The following is a 19,083-nucleotide window of genomic DNA, read 5'->3' as shown; positions in this document are numbered from 1 at the left end:
TTACGCCGAATATCCATCTCAACCGCCTAAGCCCCGGGAATTCCTCAGTTCTTGTTGGGCACAACTGTGAACTTCCCCGCGTTACCCGCCGCCGTTTTCTGCCACACTTCACAGTTTGCTGTGGCAAGCAATGTTAATTACATTTCCCTCTGCGATAACACTCGAATAATGGAATGGAGAGCCCCCCAAATGATGAAGCATCCACTGACGCTGTCCGCGCTTGCGCTGCTGGTGTGCGCCTCCGCGCAAGCGGCCACCGTCGATCTGCGCGTGCTGGAAACCACCGATCTGCACAGCAATATGATGGACTTCGATTACTACAAGGACACGCCGACCGACAAGTTCGGCCTGGTGCGCACCGCCAGCCTGATCCAACAGGCGCGCCAGCAGGCCGCCAACGCGGTGTTGGTGGACAACGGCGACATCATTCAGGGCAGCCCGCTCGGCGACTACATGGCGGCCAAGGGGCTGAAACCGGGCGACGTGCACCCGGTCTATAAGGCGATGAACACGCTGGACTACGTCGTCGGCAACATCGGCAACCATGAGTTCAACTATGGGCTGGACTACCTGAAGAACGCCATCGCCGGCGCCAAATTCCCGTATATCAACGCCAACGTCATCGACGCCAAAACGCAAAAACCGCTGTTCACGCCGTACATCATCGTCGATACGCCGGTGAAAGACCGCGACGGCAAGGCGCATACGCTGCGCATCGGCTACATCGGCTTCGTGCCGCCGCAGATCCTGGTGTGGGACAAGGCCAACCTGCAGGGCAAAGTGACGGTGGACGACATCACCGCCACCGCCAAGCGCTACGTGCCGCAGATGCGTAAAGAGGGCGCCGATCTGGTGGTGGCGATCCCGCATTCCGGGCTGTCCAGCGAGCCTTACAAGGCGATGGCGGAAAACTCGGTCTATTACCTCAGCCAGGTACCGGGCATCGACGCCATCATGTTCGGCCACGCTCATGCGGTGTTCCCGAGCAAGGACTTTGCCAACATCAAAGGCGCGGATATCGACAAAGGTCTGCTGAACGGCGTGCCGGCGGTGATGCCGGGACAATGGGGCGATCATCTCGGCGTGGTCGACCTGCAGCTCAACAACGATGGCGGCAGCTGGAAAGTGACCGCCGCCAACGCGGAAGCGCGGCCGATCTACGACAAAGAGAACAAGAAATCGCTGGCGGCGGAAGATGCCGCGCTGGTGAAGGTATTGGCGGACGATCACAAAGGCACGCGCGAGTTCGTCAGCCAGCCGATCGGTAAATCCGACGGCAACATGTACAGCTACCTGGCGCTGGTGCAGGACGACCCAACGGTGCAAATCGTCAACAATGCGCAGAAAGCCTACGTCGAACATTACATCCAGGGCGATCCGGATCTGGCCGGTCTGCCGGTGCTGTCGGCGGCGGCGCCGTTCAAGGTCGGCGGCCGCAAGAACGATCCCGCCAGCTTCGTCGAAGTGGAAAAAGGCCAGCTCACCTTCCGCAACGCCGCCGATCTCTATCTCTACCCCAATACGTTGGTGGTGGTGAAGGCGAGCGGCAAAGAGGTGAAAGAGTGGCTGGAGTGCTCCGCCGGCCAGTTCAACCAGATCGACGTCAACAGCGCCAAGCCGCAGGGCTTGATCAACTGGGACGGCTTCCGCACCTATAACTTCGACGTGATCGACGGCGTCAACTACCAGATCGACGTCAGTCAGCCGGCGCGCTACGACGGCGAATGCCAACTGATCAACGACAAGGCGGAGCGTATCAAGCAGCTGACCTTCAACGGCAAGCCGATCGATCTGAACGCCACCTTCCTGGTCGCCACCAACAACTACCGCGCCTACGGCGGCAAGTTTGCCGGCACCGGCGACAAACATATCGCCTTCGCTTCGCCGGATGAAAACCGCTCGGTGCTGGCGGCCTACATCAGCGCCGAAACTCAGCGGCATGGCGCGGTGCGCCCGCAGGCGGACAACAACTGGCGTTTGGCGAACTTCAGCAGCCAGCAACCGCTGGATATCCGCTTCGAGACCTCGCCTTCGGACAAAGCGACAAGGTTTGTCAAAGCGCACGCCCAATATCCGATGAGCGCCGCAGGCAGCGACAGCATCGGCTTCGCGGTTTATCGCATCGATTTAAGCGGTAAGTGACGCGGTTTTTGGCCGGCGCGCCCGGCCATTCATCGCTCGCCTGCGCGGCGCATAAAATAAGGGCGCCACGAAGGCGCCCAGAACAATCCTCGGTGGGATTACAGGATTTCCAGCAGCTCGACGTCGAACACCAGCGCGCTGAACGGCGGAATGGACGCGCCTGCGCCACGCTCGCCGTAGGCCAGGTTGTGCGGGATATACAGCTGCCATTTGGAACCGACCGGCATCAGGGTCAGCGCTTCGATCCAGCCTGGGATCACGCCGCTGACCGGGAATTCCGCCGGCTGGCCGCGCTCAACCGAGCTGTCGAACACGTCGCCGTTGATCAGACGACCGGTGTAGTGCACACGCACGCGGTCCTGACGGGACGGGATTGGGCCGTTGCCCTGCTCCAGCACGGAGAACTGCAGGCCAGACTCGGTCAGCGTCACGTCGTCGCGCTTGGCGTTGTCGTCCAGGAATTTCTGGCCTTCAACCGCCATCGCCTGCTGGCGCTCGCGGCGTACCGCGTCAGCACGCTCGTGGATTTCACGCAGCGCACGGTGCACCACGTCTACCGGAACCGCCGGGGCATTCCCTTCCAGCGCGTCACGCAAACCCGCCAGCAAAGCTTCCGGTTGCAAACCTTCCAGCCCGGACTCTTGCAGCTGCTGGCCTACCTGTAAACCAATCCCGTAACTTGCTTGCGCTTCAACGCTGTCAAAAGAAGGGGTTGTCATGGGGTTTTCCTTAAGTCTGTAAAAAGTCGAAAGCGCAGCATAACAGCGCGTCAATGCCGGGTAAAATCTTGTGTGGAGAATGATGACTTTTGTCGTAGAAAAAGAAACAATAACCTTCTGTTAACGCCCGCAGCCGCAAACCCCGGCCCTGCCGCTCAGCCGCCTTTCACTTCAATCAGTTAGCGGACTATACTGAAAGCAGGATATCGGGCAGGCGACGCGCTTGCCGCGCCGCACTGATTATTACGCCGTCGAAGAGAGGTCACCATGGGCAGAATCGCGCCCAGGAGAAGGAAAACCACCCGCATCTACCAGCCGCTGCTGCGCACCTGGCTGAACATCAGCCAGCGCCTGAAACCCGGCGCCGCACCCACGCAGGAAGACGCGGAACCGCCATCGGAGCCGCCATCGGCCAACGACAAAATGCAGCGGGTCAAAGCGCTGCTGATTAAAGTCTGGCATCTGCCGGACGGTTTCCATTGGATGGAACCGCTGCCCTACTTTCACCGCCGCTGGGTGCTGATCTTCGGCATCATCCTGCTGCTGGCGTTGCTGTGGCCCTACTCGCCCGAAAGACAGCCGTTCCCGGTCTCTCAGCAGGAAACCAGCGTGCCGCTGCAGGCCGAGCTGCAAAACGGCGGAAGCGCCGCCACGCCCGCCAACGAGCCGACGCCGGCGGGCAACTGGCAGCGTTATCAGATCCAGCCCGGCCAGACCCTGGCCCAACTGTTTCGCGACAACAATCTGCCGGTGAATGAAGTGTTCGCCATGGCGCAGGTGGAAGGCGGCGACAAGCCGCTGAGCAACATGAAAGCCGGCCAGGAAGTGCGCATTGAACGCGACGCCAACGGCGTGATTAGCGCGCTGTCGGTCACCACGGCAGACAATAGCCAGGCGCTGTTCCGCCGCCAGGCCGACGGCAGCTACCGCCGGGAACGCTAATCTCTACAGCTGCGCCAGCAGAAACTCGCGCAGCACCACGCCCTGGTTGTGCTCGGTATCTTTACTGCCATACAGCAGCGTCAGCGCTTGCCCCTGCCGTAACAGCGCCACCAGCGGCTGCCAGGCGTCGTTGGCCGCCAGCTGTTGGCGGTATCGCGTCTCAAAGGCTTCCCACTGGTCGGTATGCTGATGGAACCACTTGCGCAGCTCGTCATCCGGCGCCACCTGTTTCAACCACTGCACGCCCGTCAACCGCTCTTTGCTGATGCCGCGCGGCCATAGCCGGTCTATCAGATAACAATGTTCCGGCGCCGGCGCGCTGAAATCGTAAACCCGCTGTAGCGTAATCGTTGCCATCGCACGCTCTCCTTTTCATCCCGTCTTCAAGCGTAGCGCGTTTTGCCGGGCGCAGAAAAGCAAAACGCCAGCGCGAGGCTGGCGTTTTAACCGGGTTAACAGCAGCGTAAATTACGCTTCTGCAACCACAACTACATTCAGCTGTGCGAACACGTCGCTGTGTACCTGGAAGTGCACTTCGTGCTCGCCAGTGGTACGCAGAACGCCGTTCGGCAGACGAACTTCGCTCTTGGCAACTTCAACGCCTGCCGCAGTCACTGCGTCAGCGATGTCGCGGGTGCCGATAGAGCCGAACAGTTTACCTTCGTCGCCAGATTTGGAAGCGATGGTGACTGAACCCAGTTCGTTGATCTTGGTTGCGCGAGCTTCAGCAGCAGCCAGAACGTCAGCCAGTTTGGCTTCCAGTTCAGCACGGCGTGCTTCGAAGAACTCAACGTTTTTCTTGGTAGCAGGAACAGCTTTGCCCTGTGGTACCAGGAAGTTACGAGCGTAGCCCGCTTTAACGTTAACTTGATCACCCAGGCTGCCCAGGTTTGCTACTTTATCAAGCAGAATAACTTGCATTACCTTATCCTCTCAAAGTCGTTAATGGACAGTGGCCGATTACTGATGACGATCAGTGTACGGCAACAAAGACAGGTAGCGCGCGCGCTTGATAGCACGGGCCAGCTGGCGCTGATATTTTGCACGAGTACCGGTGATACGGCTCGGTACAATTTTACCACTTTCGGTGATGTAGTTTTTCAGCGTAGCGATGTCTTTATAGTCAATCTCTTGAACGCCTTCCGCGGTGAAACGGCAGAACTTGCGACGACGGAAATAACGTGCCATTTGGCTAGTCTCCAGAATCTATCAATTCAATCTGCTCGGCATGCAGAACCAATTTGCTCAGCCCGTTGCGCCCTTGATGGCAGCTTACAAAGCCTTGCACGGTAATCTGACTGCCGACCGTTAATCTTTGAGTTAGTGCTTGTGACTGTTGTCCGCTGACAACCACGGGCATTCGGCACCATGCTTGTCTGCTGAATCCGGCTTCCATCTGCTGCGAACGGTGCTCTAGCACAAATTGGCAGTGCGGTATCCCGGAAGGACTCACTTTTCGAACCGGCGCCTTGCACACAGTGCCCGACAAAACCAGACGATTAGCCGTCACGGCGGCAATTACTCTTCAGAATCCCCAGCATCTGCATCATCTGCGGTTTCGTTAGCGAAGTCTTCGCGGCGATCGCCACGACGTTCGTCTTTCGCTTTAACCATCGGAGATGCTTCAGTTACCGCGTGCTTAACGCGCATAACCATGCTGCGGATAACGGCGTCGTTGAAGCGGAAGTTAGTTTCCAGCTCATCGATCGCTTCCTGCGGCGCTTCAACGTTCAGCAGAACGTAGTGAGCTTTGTGCAGTTTGTTGATCGGATAAGCCAGCTGACGGCGGCCCCAGTCTTCCAGACGGTGAATCTGACCTTGCGCGTTAGTGATGGTAGCACTGTAACGCTCGATCATGCCCGGAACCTGTTCGCTTTGGTCAGGATGGACCATAAAAACGATTTCGTAATGACGCATCGAATTGCTCCTTACGGATTATTCAGCCTCCTGTCAGGGTCAACCGCGGCCCATGGAAGCAAGGAACGTGTTTAGTGTGCGGCTGAAAAATGACGTGTAATCATACTGACGCAGGGCGGGAAACTCAAGGACTGCGTGGGTTTTATTCGCGTTAATGCGAGGCGCTATGGGAAATAGCACGATTTGCTCGTGAGTGAACCTATGTACGCCGATCCATCAGTTTCAAAAATCTTTCAATGAAATCAGCGCTGAGTCACAAATCTATTTCATTTTTTTTGAAAGATGCCTTCAAAACACCCCGCTTTTTAATCGCCAGCAACGGACTAAAATTAACCATATCCGCCGCAGACAGCGCGACGAAAAAGATCCCAGGTTATTCAATGCAGATAAATGACTTTTTGCCGCAGCGACACTCGCTGTCAGGCCGTAACGGCAAAAAGTAAGAGAGGCACTATGAAACGCATCATTCTCGCGACGGCGCTTGCCGCCCTGTTCTCCGCCAACGTGATGGCCGCGACAGAGATCACCTCGCACCAGGCCGATCAACGCCAGAGCGTTGGCTTCGTCACCCTGAACCAGAACGTGGTCTCGCCGGATGACGCCAGCAGCCAGGTCAGTAAAATCGCCGATCAACGCGGCGCAAGCTCTTATCGCATCATCGCCCTGCACGAACCGGGCGACAACAGCACGATGCACGTTAGCGCCGAGCTGTACCGTTAAAAAGACGCGCCACGCCAGGGAAATCCCCAGGGCTTCATCAGAAAGCCCGTTCAGTTCGCACCGGAGCGCCGCCTGTCGGGCGCTCCACTTCCTCACCCATCACAGTTTGAGCAACGTCGGCGCACTGAACGCCTTGCCCGGATTGTGCAATTGCAGCGCCATCCGCAGATAGTTTGTCCGTGCCTGCAGCAGTTCGGCGCTTTCCTCCAGCGTCGCCCGCTGCTCGAAGGAGAGCGAGCCGGCCTTCGCGGTTTGCGTGGCCGCCGCTTTCGGCGCGGAGGCGAACAGCGCCGTCATGTTTTGCACCGTCTGCGCGGTGATGCGCGACAGCGGATGCGCCTTGTTTTGCCGCGCCTTGCCGTCGGCTGCCCCCAGCATCTCGCTGAAGGCCGCTGAGTTAAGCTCGGCGCGCGCTTTCATCGTTCCCGCCAGCCCGCGCGCTGTCTCGGCCGTACTGCTGATACCCTTTATCATGCTCTCCGCTCCTTGCTGCCCCTGAAAGAACTCACGCTGACATTCTCCTCCGACATGCATGAAACAATGCCCGAAACAGCCCGCACAGAGCGGCGCAATTCCATGCATCGTGCCCGTCGGCGCATCACAGTTCGCGGCGGAAAAAGTCGGCCGTGGCGGACAGCGCCAGCGGCGTGATGCGGTGCTTCACCCCCGATTCGATGAGCGATGTCAAACGACCGTCCGCGCCTTGCCGCCGCAGTTCAGCCGCCAAACGCTGGCTGTCAGCCGCCGGCACCACGTCGTCCGTCTCGCCGTGCCACAGCAGCAGCGGCCGCCCGGCAATCGTCTCCAAACGCCCTTCCAGCTCATACTCCGCCAACACGGCGGTGCGCGCCGCAAACGCCGCCGGCGAGAGCGCCTCGCCCTCTTCGTCCAACGGCGGATACAGCGTTTGCGCCAGCGAACGGTAATAACCTGAGCCCATCAGGCTGGCGGCCGCCCGGATCCACGGGAAGCGCGCGAAGGCGCCGAGCGCGGTCATGCCGCCCATTGAGGCGCCGGCGACGCCGATGCGTCCGTCGGCTATCAGGCCAAGCCGCTCAAAATGCGCCTTGATCTGCGGCAGTTCGTCGATATTGCTGCGCAGGATCTCCCAGAACGACGCCAGGCGCCGCGTCTCATCGCCGTCGAACCGCTCGCCGTGCCGATCGGCATCCGGCAGCACCGCCCGAAAACCGGCGCGCGCCAGCGCATAGGCGAAGTAGGCGTACACCTCTTTCGACGAGGTATAACCATGGCAGAAGAACACCGTCGGCAGCGGCCGATGATACTGCCCCGCCGGTACCGCATGGATCACCGCAATATCGCCCACCCGCTCGTCATGAATTTCAATCATCCGCTCATCCTCAACTCACCTGTTGGCATTCATCATGACAAACTTGCGCCAGCCAGCGTTAGCTCAATCTGTTCCAGCTTATATTGCGTTACACTGAAGCCATCGCACCGGCTCTTTCGAGGTTCCCATGACGTTTGTCCGCACACTCATCGCCCTGACGCTGGCCGCACAGCTTTCCGCCTGCGGCATCATGACCACCACGCCGAAACCGCCGCCGCCGCCCACCGCACAGGCGCAGGAGATCGTCCGCGCGCAGACCGCCAAACTGGTGAAAATCGGCACCGTCACCGCCGTGGTGCGCGGCAGCCCGATGGACGTGGAAGCGGAGATCCAGCGCAAAGCCACCGCCGCCGGCGCCCGTTATTACGTGATCATCATGAACAGCGAAACCGTCGTGCCGGGCCAATGGTATTCCCAGGCGCTCCTGTATCGTTAAGGCGGGGATTGTTTAAGCAGATTTACACTGGCTTTGCACTGGCTGAAGAAGGGTGTTGCACACTGAGGGACAGCATGCCGCATGTTGCGGGTGTCGATTCAGGATCTGACGAAGGGGAACGCCATGAAACGCTCCACCGCACTCACCTCCCTCCTGCTTTCCATGGGATTGCTCAGCACCGGCGCACAGTCCGCCGAGCTGGCGCCCGCCGATCGCGTGACGCCGCTCAGTGAAATCGCCGAGATCACCTTCAGCGATCTGCCCGGCTCGCCGCAGGAAGCGGAACTGGCCATCGCCCGCACCGCCGGCCAACACGGCGCCAGCTATTACCGCATCCTGCGGATGGAAGAGCAGGCGCACCCGCTTGGCTGGCGCGCCTCCGCCATCTTATACCTTTAGTAGCTCATGCAAGCCGCATTCAACACGCCGCCGCTAACGGAGACGCCCCCCAGGAAAATCCCGGCGGCCAGGTGATTCGCTTCGATCTTTTCGCTGATGCGCGGCATGTAGATCTTCACGGCCGCGAACAGCAGCAGTTGCACCACCAGCGCCACTACGCCCCACAGCAGGTAATCCAGCAGGCTGATCGAGTTGATCGCCGCGCTGGCCAGCGGGATCACATACCCCAGGCAGGCGCCGATAAAAGCAAAGGCGGCGGATTGATTATCGGCCTTGATCAACGCCCATTCGTCGTGCGGGGTGATGCGGGTATAGACGAACAGAAACACCAAAATCATGGCGAAACCGCTGAAGAAGTAAGAGGCGAACGCCGCCAACGCGCTGAGAATATCCATGTGCATTTTCCTGTCAGAGTGAGGCTGAATTAAAAAGGTTTTCGCCGCCGCGCGCCACCCTTTTCCCTAACCGCCGATGGCGCGGTTCAGCAGCAGTTCGCACACCTCGGCCGACAGCAGGCTCTCGCCGCGATGATCCAGCGTCAGATGACACCAGGCATCGGCGATCTGCGGGCTGGCGTGCTGCAGCAGCTGTGCGGCGCAGCACAGGTCGAACAGCTGTTGAGTGAGCAGCCGCCCCATCTCCTCACTCGGTTGCCGGGCGCGCTGCTGCCACTGCCGCCAGGCGCGATCGAACAACCGATTCTGGCCGCGCACCGGCTGCAGCTCGAACTGCAGCATTTCAAGCGCGCCCGGCAATTTGTGCAGGCTGCGCAACACGTCCAGGCACATGATGTTGCCGGAACCTTCCCAGATGCTGTTCACCGGCATCTCGCGATACAGGCGCGGCAGTTCGCTCTCCTCACAGTAACCGATGCCGCCCAGCACCTCCATCGCCTCGGCGATGAACGGCATGCCCTGGCGGCAGATGCTGTATTTGGCCGCCGGGGTCAGCAGGCGGCTGTAGATCAGCTCGCCCTCATTGCTGCGGCTTTCCCAGGCGCGGGCCAGCCGGAACAGCAGCGCGGTATGCCCTTCCAGCCGCAGCGCCATGCGCGCCAGAACCTGACGCATCAGCGGTTGTTCGATCAAGAGCTTACCGAATGCCTGCCGCTGCAGCGCATGATACAGCGCCACCGACAGCCCGCGGCGCATCAGACCGTGGCTGCCCAGCGAACAGTCGAAACGGGTCAGGCCGCCCATCTTCAGGATATGCCGCACGCCGTCGCCCTCATCGCCCAGCAGCCAGGCCGTGGCGTCCTGAAACTCCACCTCGCTGCTGGCGTTGGAGCGGTTGCCCAGTTTGTCTTTCAGCCGCTCCAGGCGAATGGCGTTGCGGCTGCCATCCGGCAAAATGCGCGGCAGGAAGAAGCAGGACAGCCCGCCTTCGGCCTGCGCCAGCACCAGGTGCGCATCGCTCTGCGGCACCGAGAAGAACCACTTGTGCCCCACCAGCCGGTAGGCTTCGCCCGGCCCACGCGCGCCGAGCGGCGCGGCGGTGGTGGTATTGCTCAAGACATCGGAGCCGCCCTGCTTCTCTGTCATACCCATGCCGATCAGCAGACCGCGCTTTTGCCCGCCAGGCAGCAGGTGAGCGTCATAACGATCCGACAGCAACGGGGTCAGCCAGGAACGGAATTCCGCCGGTAACGCCTGCAGCAACAGCGGCGTGGCGCCGAAGGTCATGGTCACCGGGCACAGAGTGCCGGCCTCGACCTGCGCATGCAGCATAAAGCGCGCGGCGCGCGCCACGAAGGAACCGATGCGCGCATCCTCCTGCCAGGGCAGGTTGTGCACCCGATTGGCGATCAGCCCCTGCATCAGAATATGCCAGGCGGGGTGAAAGCGAACGTCGTCCAACCGCTGGCCGGTGGCGTCATAGCGCAGCAGCTCCGGCGGGTTGGCGTTGGCCAGGCGCCCCAGCTCCAGCGACTCTTGCGTGCCGAGCTGCTGGCCCAGCGAAGCCAATACCTCGGCGTCCCAACCGCCTTGCTCGCGCTGCAACGCTTCGCGCAGCGGCGTATCGGAGAGAAACAGGTTGCTGTTGCCCAGCGGCTTGGGTTGGTTAAAAACGGTGTGCGTAGTCCAGACCATGAGAGTGCTCCCTGAAAAAAGCGTCAGGGATAAGTATGGTCGGCGCAGAGATTTCTGCCGCAGGCGGGATCACAAGAGAGGGAATTAACGGGGGCAGAGCGCCCCCGTCAGGAGAATCAGCCGCGCTGACGCACCGCTTCGAACAGGCAGATGCCGGTGGCGACCGACACGTTCAGCGAAGAGACGGTGCCGGCCATCGGGATGCTGATCAGCTCGTCGCAGTGTTCGCGGGTCAGGCGACGCATGCCTTCGCCTTCCGCGCCCATCACCAGCGCCATCGGGCCGGTCATTTTGCTTTGATACAGCGTATGGTCGGCTTCGCCGGCGGTGCCCACCACCCAGACGTTCATCTCTTGCAGCAGACGCAGCGTGCGCGCCAGGTTGGTCACGCGGATCAACGGCACGTTTTCGGCGGCGCCGCAGGCCACTTTCTTGGCGGTGGCATTCAACTGGGCGGAACGGTCACGGGGCACGATCACCGCGTGCACGCCGGCCGCGTCGGCGCTGCGCAGGCAGGCGCCGAGGTTGTGTGGGTCGGTCACGCCGTCCAGCACCAGCAGGAACGGCGTCTCCACGCTTTCCAGCAGGCCCGGCAGATCGTTCTCCTGATACTGGCGCCCTTCGCGCACCCGGGCGATGATCCCCTGATGCACCGCGCCTTCAACCTTGTCATCCAGCCATTGACGGTTCGCCACCTGGATCACGATGCCGGTCGCTTCCAGCTCGGCGATCAGCGGTTGCAGACGGCGATCTTCGCGGCCTTTCAGAATAAACACTTCCAGGAAGCGTTGCGGGTCGCGCTCTAACAGGGCTTTGACGGCGTGGATGCCGTAAATAATTTCGCTCATGATGCTCTTTTAAATTCGTGCGGCCGGCGATAACCGGCCGATGATAACGATGTGCGGCAGGTTAGGCCTGCTCGGCACCTTTCTTCTTGGCTGCGCGCTTGGCTTTGGTCGCCGCCGCGATTTTCCGCGTTTTGTCGGACGCTTTCTTGGCTTTCTTCTTCGCCTTCTTCACGTTGTCCGCGGGCTTGGCGTCATCCTGCTTGCGGAAGGCGCTGTCCGGCTCGAAGTTGGCCGGCGGTTTGCCACCGCGGCGCTTGCCGCGCCCCGCGCTACCGTTGTCGCGCAGCGTGCGCTGGCCGCCCTTCTTGGCGCGATCGCGCTCGGTTTTGCCTTCACCGCGCGCTTTGCGGGTGCTGGATACCAGTGCGAAATCGATCTTGCGCTCGTCCATGTGCACCGCGTCCACGCGGATCTCCACCGTATCCCCCAGGCGATAGACCGTGCCGGAAGATTCGCCGATCAGGCGCTGGCCGATATTATCGTAGCGATAGTAATCATTATCCAGCGTTGATACGTGCACCAGCCCGTCGATGAACAGATCGTTCAGGCGCACGAAGAAGCCGAAGCCGGTCACGCTGGAGATGATGCCGCTGAACACTTCACCGACGTGATCCTGCATGAAGTCGCACTTCAGCCAGTCGGCGACGTTGCGCGTCGCTTCGTCCGCGCGGCGCTCGGTCATCGAGCAGTGTTCGCCCAGCTGCAGCATCTCTTCGAACTCGCTGTGCCAGCCGCCGGTCGGCGTCCAGCGCTCTTTCTGCTCGCCGTGTTCTTTGGCCAACTGATATTTGATCGCGCGGTGCAGCGCCAGATCCGGATAACGGCGGATCGGCGAGGTGAAGTGGCCATAAGACGCCAGCGCCAGGCCGAAGTGGCCGCGGTTTTCCGGATCGTAAATCGCCTGCTTCATCGAACGCAGCAACATGGTTTGCAGCATTTCGTGGTCAGGGCGCTCGGACACTTCATCCATCAGCACCGCATAGTCCTTCGGCTGCGGCTTGTTGCCGCCGCCCAACGTCAGCCCCAGCTCGCTCAGCACGCTGCGCAGCGCGGAGATGTGGTCGTCGCTCGGACGATCGTGCACGCGGTAAAGCGCCGGCTCGTTGCGTTTCTCGACGAAGCGCGCGGCCGCCACGTTGGCCATGATCATGCACTCTTCGATCAGCTTGTGGGCGTCGTTGCGCACCGTCGGCTCCACGCGCTCGATGCGGCGTTCGGCGTTGAAGATGAATTTGGCTTCTTCGGTTTCAAACGCGATGCCGCCGCGCTCGGCGCGCGCCTTATCCAGCACCTTATACATGGCGTGAAGCTCTTCCAGGTGCTTGACCAGCGGATGGTAATGCTCGCGCAGCTCCTGATCGCCCTGCAGAATGTGCCACACCTTGTTGTAGGTCAGGCGGGCGTGAGAGCTCATCACCGCCTCGTAGAACTTGGCCGTCGACAGGCGCCCCTGGGCGGAGATGGTCATTTCGCACACCATGCACAGACGATCGACCTGCGGGTTCAGGGAGCACAGCCCGTTGGACAGCACTTCCGGCAGCATCGGGATCACCTGCGACGGGAAATACACCGAGTTGCCGCGGCTGCGCGCTTCATCGTCCAGCGCGGTGCGCGGGCGCACGTAGTAACTGACGTCGGCGATCGCCACCCACAGGCGCCAGCCGCCGCCGCGTTTTTTCTCGCAGTACACCGCATCATCAAAGTCGCGCGCGTCTTCACCGTCGATGGTGACCAACGGCAGCTTGCGCAGATCGACGCGGCCCTTCTTGGCCGCTTCCGGCACCTGTTCGCTGAGATCGGCTACCTGTTTTTCCACCTGCGGCGGCCAGGTATGCGGGATCTCATGGGTGCGCAGCGCGATGTCCACCGCCATGCTGGTGCCCATCTTGTCGCCGAGGATCTCGACGATCTTGCCGACCGCCTTGGTGCGGCGGGTCGGGCGCTGAGTCAGCTCCACCACCACCATAAAGCCCATGCGCGCGCCGCTGACGCTGTCCGCCGGGATCAGAATATCGAAGCTCAGACGGCTGTCGTCCGGCACCACGAAGCCGGTACCGGCATCCATGAAGAAGCGGCCGACAATCTGGCTGGTTTTCGGCACCAGCACGCGCACGATGCGCGCTTCGCGGCGCCCTTTGCGATCCGCGCCCAAGGCCTGCGCCAGCACCACGTCACCGTGGATCGCCATTTTCATCTGTTCGGCAGACAGGTACAGGTCGTCTTTGCTGCCTTCAACGCGCAGGAAGCCGTAGCCGTCGCGGTGGCCGATCACCGTGCCGCGCAGCAGATCCAAACGTTCCGGCAGCGCGTAGCACTGGCGGCGGGTAAACACTAACTGGCCATCGCGCTCCATGGCGCGCAGGCGGCGGCGCAGCGCTTCCAGCTGTTCTTCGCCGCTGAGGCCCAATTCGTTGCCCAGTTCTTCGCGGCTGGCCGGCGTTTCTCTTTTCGCCAAATGGGCCAGGATATATTCACGGCTGGGGATAGGGGATTCGTATTTTTCTGCTTCTCGTTCCAGGAATGGATCTTGTGACATTGCGGTTCCTCCGTTGTCATCAGCAGGATGACGTTGAGCCTTGTCTTCTCAACGTCGTTTTATTCGACAAGCAATAGCTTGTAGAGCGGCGGATTGTCTTCGACCATGTCGGCCAACGTATGCTTATCCAGCTCTTCAAGGAAATTCTGTACGCCCTGGTGGAGCACCTGCTTCAATCGGCAGGCAGGGGTAATGTGGCAAAACTCACTGCTGCAGTTAACCAGCGCGAGCGGCTCCAGCGCCCGCACCACGTCACCGAGGCGAATGCTCTCGGCCGGTTTGCCCAAACGTATGCCGCCATGCTTGCCGCGCACCGCCGTGACAAAACCTACCCGGCTCAACTGATTGATGATCTTCACCATATGGTTGCGAGACACGCCATAAACCTCAGTCACTTCCGAGATGCTGGTCATCTTGTCCTGCGGCAACGATGCCATGTAGATCAACGCCCGCAGGCCATAATCAGTAAAACTTGTTAACTGCACATCTTACCTCTGGGTATCACTTTACCCGTCTGATACGCCGCTTTTCGGCGCTATTCAAAAGATTACTCATTGGATAATAAACCAGCCGGAGAGTTCGTCGCTAATTATTTAGCGAATCCCGCGCCCTAAGGCGGGTTTATGAAAGGATTTTTTGACGTGAAACCGCAATCGGAGGGAGTCAGGATAAAAACAAACCGGGACGCGCCCGGTTTGTTTAATGCCGCAAAGCCTGATTATGCGTCGAACGGGTCGCGCAGGATCATGGTTTCGCTGCGATCCGGGCCGGTAGAGATGATGTCTACCGGTACGCCGGTCACTTCTTCGATGCGCTTGATGTAGTTCAGCGCAGCCTGAGGCAGCTTGCTGTGCTCTTTCACGCCAAAGGTGGTTTCGCTCCAGCCCGGCATGGTTTCGTAGATAGGCTCAATGCCTTCCCAGCCTTCAGCCGCCAGCGGAGTGGTGTCCACTTCGCGGCCGTCCGGCATGCGGTAACCCACGCAGATCTTCACTTCTTTCAGGCCGTCCAGGACGTCCAGTTTGGTCAGGCAGAAGCCGGACAGGGAGTTGATCTGCACGGCGCGGCGCACCGCTACCGCGTCCAGCCAACCGGTACGACGACGACGGCCGGTGGTGGCGCCGAACTCGTTACCCTGCTTGCACAGGTATTCGCCGGTTTCATCGAACAGTTCAGTTGGGAACGGACCTGCACCCACGCGAGTGGAGTAGGCTTTCACGATGCCCAGCACGTAATCCACATAACGCGGGCCGATGCCGGAACCGGTAGCCACGCCGCCGGCGGTGGTGTTGGAAGAGGTCACGTACGGATAAGTACCGTGGTCGATATCCAGCAGGGTGCCCTGAGCGCCCTCGAACATGATCAGGTCGCCACGCTTGCGCGCGCCGTCCAGCAGTTCGGAAACGTCAACCACCATGGCGGTCAGGATGTCGGCGATAGACAGCACGTAGTCCAGCGTCGCCTGATAATCGACGGCGTCAACTTTGTAGTAGTTGACCAGCTGGAAGTTGTGGTAATCGACGATCTCTTTCAGCTTAACGGCGAAGGTTTCTTTGTTGAACAGGTCGCCGACGCGCAGGCCGCGACGAGCCACTTTATCTTCGTAAGCCGGGCCGATGCCGCGACCGGTGGTGCCGATCGCTTTCGCGCCGCGCGCTTTCTCACGCGCGTTATCCAACGCAACGTGGTAAGGCAGGATCAACGGGCAAGCTTCAGAGAGTAACAGACGTTCGCGTACCGGGATGCCACGCGCTTCGAGTTCACCCATTTCTTTCATCAACGCGTCCGGCGCCAGAACAACACCGTTGCCGATGATGCTGGTGACGTTTTCACGCAGAATACCTGAAGGAATTAAATGAAGGACGGTTTTTTCACCGTTGATTACCAGAGTGTGGCCAGCGTTATGGCCACCTTGGTAGCGCACAACATATTGAGCCCGTTCAGTCAGCAGGTCTACAACCTTGCCTTTACCTTCGTCACCCCATTGGGTGCCCAGTACGACGACGTTCTTACCCATTTTTCAAAATCACCGATTGCTTAAAAATGGATTCTACCACCGTAATTTTCGATTTTCAGCACTTTTAGCATACGATTGCATAAATTTTGGGCTAGACTTTAAAGACCCGTGCGGCCGCTCAACATGTAGTAGATCACGCAGCCCGCAACCACTATTCCACCGCCAAATCGCCGCAGCATCGCGTCCGGCAGCTGCGACATCGCCACAATCATTTTGCGCCAGGCCTGCGGAAACAGCATCGGCCCCAATCCTTCCAGCACCAGAACCAGCCCGAGCGCCAGCCAAATCGTTGAGTTCATGCATCCCCCAAAAACGAGAAAGGGCCCGCGTAAACGGGCCCTCGATCAGATTGCCTGCCGCGCTTATTTGCGCAGGGTATCAGGCGACTTCATGTAGCGGAAGAAATCGCTGTCCGGGCTCAGTACCAGCACGTCCTGGTTGTCCTTGAAGCTGGCTTCATAGGCGCGCAGGCTGCGGATAAAGGCATAGAAATCCGGATCCTGGCTGAACGCGTTGGCGAACAGCTTGGCCGCTTCGGCATCGCCTTCACCGCGGGTGATACGCGCCTGACGCTCGGCTTCCGCCAGGGTACGGGTCACTTCGTAATCCGCGCTGGCGCGCAGCTTCTCGGCTTCTTCCTGGCCCTGCGAGCGCAGACGACGGGCTACCGCTTCACGCTCGGCGCGCATACGCTGGTAGATGGCGTCGGACACTTCGGCCGGCAGGTTAATCTGCTTGATACGCACGTCGATCACTTCGATGCCCAACGCCGCCATGCTGTTCGGGTTCACCTGCGGCTGTTTGCCGGTGGTTTCCCGCTCAACGCGCGCCGCCGCAGAGGCGATAGCGTCATCGGCTTCGGTGGTCGCCACCTCTTCGCCGTCACCCACGGTGCCGGTGTTCAGCGCGTCACGCACGTCAGACATCAGCTTGCCGCGCGAGTCGGTCACGATGTCTTTCACGTCCAGACGGCCAATTTCGGAACGCAGACGGTCGCTGAACTTGCGTTTCAGCAGCACTTCGGCCTGGGAGACGTCGCCGCCCCCGGTCGCCAGGTAGTAACGGCTGAAGTCGCTGATGCGCCACTTCAGATAGGAGTCGACGATCAGGTCTTTCTTCTCGCTGGTCACGAAGCGATCGGCCTGGTTGTCCATGGTCTGGATGCGCGCATCCAGGTTCTTCACGGTCTCAATGAACGGGATCTTGAGGTGCAGACCCGGCGCATACACCAGCGGCTTGTTTTCGCCGTCGCGCAGAACCTTGCCGAAGCGCAGCACGATGCCGCGCTGGCCTTCCTGCACCACGAACAGCGAAGCGTACAGCACCACCAGCACCGCGAGGACAATAACTACAAAAGACTTACGCATTGATTACTCTCTCCCTACGCGAGTGGTGTCGTCACGCTGCGCATTCGCCCGGCGCTGATCCATAACCGATCCGCCGCTGGTGCGCGGAGTGCTGCTGTTGGCAGCCGGCGCAGGATTCGGATTGAGGCGAATCAGGCTGGTATCCTTGTTGCCGCTCTCCGCCGCCGCGCCTTGGCCGCGCAGCATCTGATCCAGCGGCAGCACCATCAGGTTGTTGCCTTTGTCGCTCACCAACACCTTACGGGTATGGCCCAGCACTTTTTCCATGGTTTCGATATACAGACGCTCGCGAGTGATCTGCGGTGCGGACTTGTATTCCGGCAACAGCTTGGCAAAGCGCGCCACCTCACCCTGAGCTTCCAGGACGGTGCGGTCCTTATAAGCCTTGGAGTCTTCCAGCAGACGCTGCGCCTGGCCGTTCGCACGCGGCTGAACTTCGTTGGCGTAAGCTTCCGCTTCACGGATGTATTGCTGCTCATTCTCACGCGCGGCGATCGCATCGTCGAACGACGCCTTCACCTCTTCCGGCGGACGCGCCGCCTGGAAGTTGACGTCCAGCAGCGTGATGCCCATGTTGTAAGGACGGATGGTCTCTTCCAGCATGCGCTGCGTATCGTTACGCACCACGGTACGGCCTTCGGTCAGGATGCGATCCATCGAGTACTTGCCGATTACGCCGCGCAGGGCGCTGTCGGTCGCCTGGCTCAGGCTGTCGTCGGCATTGACGACGCTGAACAGGTACGCTTCCGGGTTGGTCACGCGGTACTGCACGTTCATTTCCACGCGCACCACGTTTTCATCGGAGGTCAGCATCACGCCGGACGCCGCCAATTCGCGCACGGATTCCACGTTCACCGGACGCACGTCGTCGATGAAGGTCGGCTTCCAGTTCAGGCCCGGTTGCACCAGATGGCTGAACTTGCCGAAACGCGTCACGACGCCGCGCTCGGCTTCCTTGATGGTGTAGAAGCCGCTGGCGGCCCAGATCACCACCACGGCGACCGCCGCGATACCGATAATACGGCCGCTGAAGCCCGGGCCAGAGGTGCCGGTGCCGCCGCTATTGCTGTTGGAGCCTTTGCCCCCGCCGAAACCGCTCAATTTCTTGCTCAGTTTGCGGAAGATATCGTCCAAATCAGGTGGCCCTTGATCACGACCGCCTTTGTTGTTACCGCCAGAGTTGCCGCCATTATTATTGCTGCTCCCCCACGGGTCGCGGTCCTGTCCGTTATTACCGGGCTGATTCCACGCCATGTTTTAGCTCCATATTCTGTGATTGGGTACTTCAGGCTTTCGCGAAGCATAAATGTAACAGGATATGATCATACGATAAAGTCAATCAGGTCCTGTTCTTGCTTGCAGAGACGACGCCATTCGACGATCGGCATTCGCACCACCACGCCAATGCTGCCGTCTTCTTCGTTCCACTCTTTTTCAATCGCCTGAAGCTGGTAAAAACGGCTGCGAAGACGGCCTGCCCGTGGCGGTAAGCGCAATTCGTAATGCGCGATCTCCCCCGATAAGCGCTCCGTCAACGCCTGATACAGCAACGGAATACCCTCTCCGCTGGCGGCGGACAGCCACACCCGGATCGGCAGG

Annotated in this window: 23 protein-coding genes and 1 pseudogene; 6 read left to right on the top strand and 18 right to left on the bottom strand. The window is 60.2% G+C overall.

Features of this window, described 5'->3' with window-relative positions; genetic code table 11:
- Nucleotides 1–189: 189 nt before the first annotated feature.
- Nucleotides 190–2,142, top strand: a complete 1,953-nt coding sequence (locus ADK28_RS17780; RefSeq protein ID WP_048796297.1) for a bifunctional 2',3'-cyclic-nucleotide 2'-phosphodiesterase/3'-nucleotidase — start codon at nucleotides 190–192, stop codon at nucleotides 2,140–2,142.
- A 98-nt stretch (nucleotides 2,143–2,240) separates the two neighbouring features.
- Here ADK28_RS17780 and fklB read toward each other — a convergent pair whose 3' ends face one another.
- The gene (fklB, locus tag ADK28_RS17775; protein ID WP_004933618.1) at nucleotides 2,241–2,861 is read right to left on the bottom strand and encodes an FKBP-type peptidyl-prolyl cis-trans isomerase; all 621 of its coding nucleotides are present in this window, start codon (nucleotides 2,859–2,861) and stop codon (nucleotides 2,241–2,243) included.
- Nucleotides 2,862–3,128: 267 nt separating this feature from the next.
- Between fklB and ADK28_RS17770 the strand changes: the two genes are divergently transcribed.
- Complete coding sequence (locus ADK28_RS17770) at nucleotides 3,129–3,803, top strand: OapA family protein (RefSeq protein WP_033638911.1); 675 nt, start codon at nucleotides 3,129–3,131, stop codon at nucleotides 3,801–3,803.
- A 3-nt stretch (nucleotides 3,804–3,806) separates the two neighbouring features.
- Here the strand turns inward: ADK28_RS17770 and ADK28_RS17765 are convergent, their stop codons facing one another.
- The 5 genes from ADK28_RS17765 to rpsF form a co-directional block, all read right to left on the bottom strand.
- Nucleotides 3,807–4,160 (bottom strand): DUF488 domain-containing protein, encoded by a 354-nt coding sequence (locus ADK28_RS17765; protein ID WP_016929349.1) that lies wholly within the window; start codon nucleotides 4,158–4,160, stop codon nucleotides 3,807–3,809.
- 111 nt (nucleotides 4,161–4,271) lie between these two features.
- Nucleotides 4,272–4,724, bottom strand: coding sequence for a 50S ribosomal protein L9 (rplI, locus tag ADK28_RS17760; protein WP_004933629.1), 453 nt, complete (start codon nucleotides 4,722–4,724; stop codon nucleotides 4,272–4,274).
- Nucleotides 4,725–4,763: 39 nt separating this feature from the next.
- Nucleotides 4,764–4,991: a 30S ribosomal protein S18 gene (rpsR, locus tag ADK28_RS17755; protein WP_000135199.1), complete on the bottom strand. Its 228-nt coding sequence runs from the start codon at nucleotides 4,989–4,991 to the stop codon at nucleotides 4,764–4,766.
- Nucleotides 4,992–4,995: 4 nt separating this feature from the next.
- Nucleotides 4,996–5,313 carry a primosomal replication protein N gene (gene priB, locus ADK28_RS30280; RefSeq protein WP_049233092.1) on the bottom strand — a complete coding sequence of 106 codons (318 nt, stop codon included), beginning with the start codon at nucleotides 5,311–5,313 and terminating at the stop codon, nucleotides 4,996–4,998.
- Between the two features lie 8 nt (nucleotides 5,314–5,321).
- Entirely contained in the window at nucleotides 5,322–5,720 is a 399-nt protein-coding gene (gene rpsF, locus ADK28_RS17750; protein ID WP_004933634.1) for a 30S ribosomal protein S6, read from the bottom strand.
- 236 nt (nucleotides 5,721–5,956) lie between these two features.
- Here rpsF and ADK28_RS31675 point away from each other — a divergent pair, with 236 nt between their 5' ends.
- Nucleotides 5,957–6,163: a hypothetical protein gene (locus ADK28_RS31675; protein ID WP_147881899.1), complete on the top strand. Its 207-nt coding sequence runs from the start codon at nucleotides 5,957–5,959 to the stop codon at nucleotides 6,161–6,163.
- A gap of 10 nt (nucleotides 6,164–6,173) precedes the next feature.
- Entirely contained in the window at nucleotides 6,174–6,440 is a 267-nt protein-coding gene (locus ADK28_RS17745) for a DUF1471 domain-containing protein (RefSeq protein WP_004933636.1), read from the top strand.
- 99 nt (nucleotides 6,441–6,539) lie between these two features.
- On the opposite strand, the gene ADK28_RS17740 is transcribed toward ADK28_RS17745, so the two are convergent.
- Together ADK28_RS17740 and yjfP are read right to left on the bottom strand one after the other, a co-directional pair.
- Nucleotides 6,540–6,914 carry a hypothetical protein gene (locus tag ADK28_RS17740; protein ID WP_048796296.1) on the bottom strand — a complete coding sequence of 125 codons (375 nt, stop codon included), beginning with the start codon at nucleotides 6,912–6,914 and terminating at the stop codon, nucleotides 6,540–6,542.
- 124 nt (nucleotides 6,915–7,038) lie between these two features.
- Nucleotides 7,039–7,791: an esterase gene (gene yjfP / locus ADK28_RS17735; RefSeq protein ID WP_033638915.1), complete on the bottom strand. Its 753-nt coding sequence runs from the start codon at nucleotides 7,789–7,791 to the stop codon at nucleotides 7,039–7,041.
- A gap of 127 nt (nucleotides 7,792–7,918) precedes the next feature.
- On the opposite strand from yjfP, the gene bsmA reads away from it, so the two are divergent.
- Entirely contained in the window at nucleotides 7,919–8,227 is a 309-nt protein-coding gene (bsmA, locus tag ADK28_RS17730; protein WP_016929352.1) for a biofilm peroxide resistance protein BsmA, read from the top strand.
- 123 nt (nucleotides 8,228–8,350) lie between these two features.
- The gene (locus ADK28_RS17725; RefSeq protein ID WP_033633541.1) at nucleotides 8,351–8,626 is read left to right on the top strand and encodes a DUF1471 domain-containing protein; all 276 of its coding nucleotides are present in this window, start codon (nucleotides 8,351–8,353) and stop codon (nucleotides 8,624–8,626) included.
- Here ADK28_RS17725 and ADK28_RS17720 read toward each other — a convergent pair.
- From ADK28_RS17720 to ADK28_RS17675, 10 genes and pseudogenes are all read right to left on the bottom strand, one after another.
- Complete coding sequence (locus ADK28_RS17720) at nucleotides 8,623–9,021, bottom strand: DUF350 domain-containing protein (RefSeq protein ID WP_016929354.1); 399 nt, start codon at nucleotides 9,019–9,021, stop codon at nucleotides 8,623–8,625. The two genes, ADK28_RS17725 and ADK28_RS17720, sit on opposite strands and share 4 nt — an antisense overlap.
- Nucleotides 9,022–9,087: 66 nt before the next feature.
- Nucleotides 9,088–10,716 (bottom strand): isovaleryl-CoA dehydrogenase, encoded by a 1,629-nt coding sequence (locus tag ADK28_RS17715; protein WP_048796295.1) that lies wholly within the window; start codon nucleotides 10,714–10,716, stop codon nucleotides 9,088–9,090.
- 116 nt (nucleotides 10,717–10,832) lie between these two features.
- Nucleotides 10,833–11,564, bottom strand: a complete 732-nt coding sequence (gene rlmB, locus ADK28_RS17710) for a 23S rRNA (guanosine(2251)-2'-O)-methyltransferase RlmB (protein WP_004933653.1) — start codon at nucleotides 11,562–11,564, stop codon at nucleotides 10,833–10,835.
- 61 nt (nucleotides 11,565–11,625) lie between these two features.
- On the bottom strand, nucleotides 11,626–14,100 hold the full coding sequence (gene rnr, locus ADK28_RS17705; RefSeq protein WP_033638918.1) for a ribonuclease R: 2,475 nt from the start codon (nucleotides 14,098–14,100) through the stop codon (nucleotides 11,626–11,628).
- A gap of 59 nt (nucleotides 14,101–14,159) precedes the next feature.
- Nucleotides 14,160–14,585 (bottom strand): nitric oxide-sensing transcriptional repressor NsrR, encoded by a 426-nt coding sequence (gene nsrR / locus ADK28_RS17700; RefSeq protein ID WP_004933660.1) that lies wholly within the window; start codon nucleotides 14,583–14,585, stop codon nucleotides 14,160–14,162.
- Between the two features lie 233 nt (nucleotides 14,586–14,818).
- Complete coding sequence (locus ADK28_RS17695) at nucleotides 14,819–16,117, bottom strand: adenylosuccinate synthase (protein WP_004933663.1); 1,299 nt, start codon at nucleotides 16,115–16,117, stop codon at nucleotides 14,819–14,821.
- 98 nt (nucleotides 16,118–16,215) lie between these two features.
- On the bottom strand, nucleotides 16,216–16,416 hold the full coding sequence (locus ADK28_RS17690; RefSeq protein WP_048796294.1) for a DUF2065 domain-containing protein: 201 nt from the start codon (nucleotides 16,414–16,416) through the stop codon (nucleotides 16,216–16,218).
- 63 nt (nucleotides 16,417–16,479) lie between these two features.
- The gene (hflC, locus tag ADK28_RS17685; RefSeq protein ID WP_004933669.1) at nucleotides 16,480–17,484 is read right to left on the bottom strand and encodes a protease modulator HflC; all 1,005 of its coding nucleotides are present in this window, start codon (nucleotides 17,482–17,484) and stop codon (nucleotides 16,480–16,482) included.
- 3 nt (nucleotides 17,485–17,487) lie between these two features.
- On the bottom strand, nucleotides 17,488–18,738 hold the full coding sequence (gene hflK / locus ADK28_RS17680) for an FtsH protease activity modulator HflK (protein WP_004933672.1): 1,251 nt from the start codon (nucleotides 18,736–18,738) through the stop codon (nucleotides 17,488–17,490).
- Between the two features lie 68 nt (nucleotides 18,739–18,806).
- Nucleotides 18,807–19,083 (bottom strand): annotated as a pseudogene (locus tag ADK28_RS17675) (GTPase HflX); the annotation flags it as partial.

Source organism: Serratia sp. 506_PEND (assembly GCF_001076875.1).
Lineage (GTDB): Bacteria > Pseudomonadota > Gammaproteobacteria > Enterobacterales > Enterobacteriaceae > Serratia > Serratia marcescens.
This window is presented reverse-complemented; position numbering and strand designations above follow the sequence as displayed.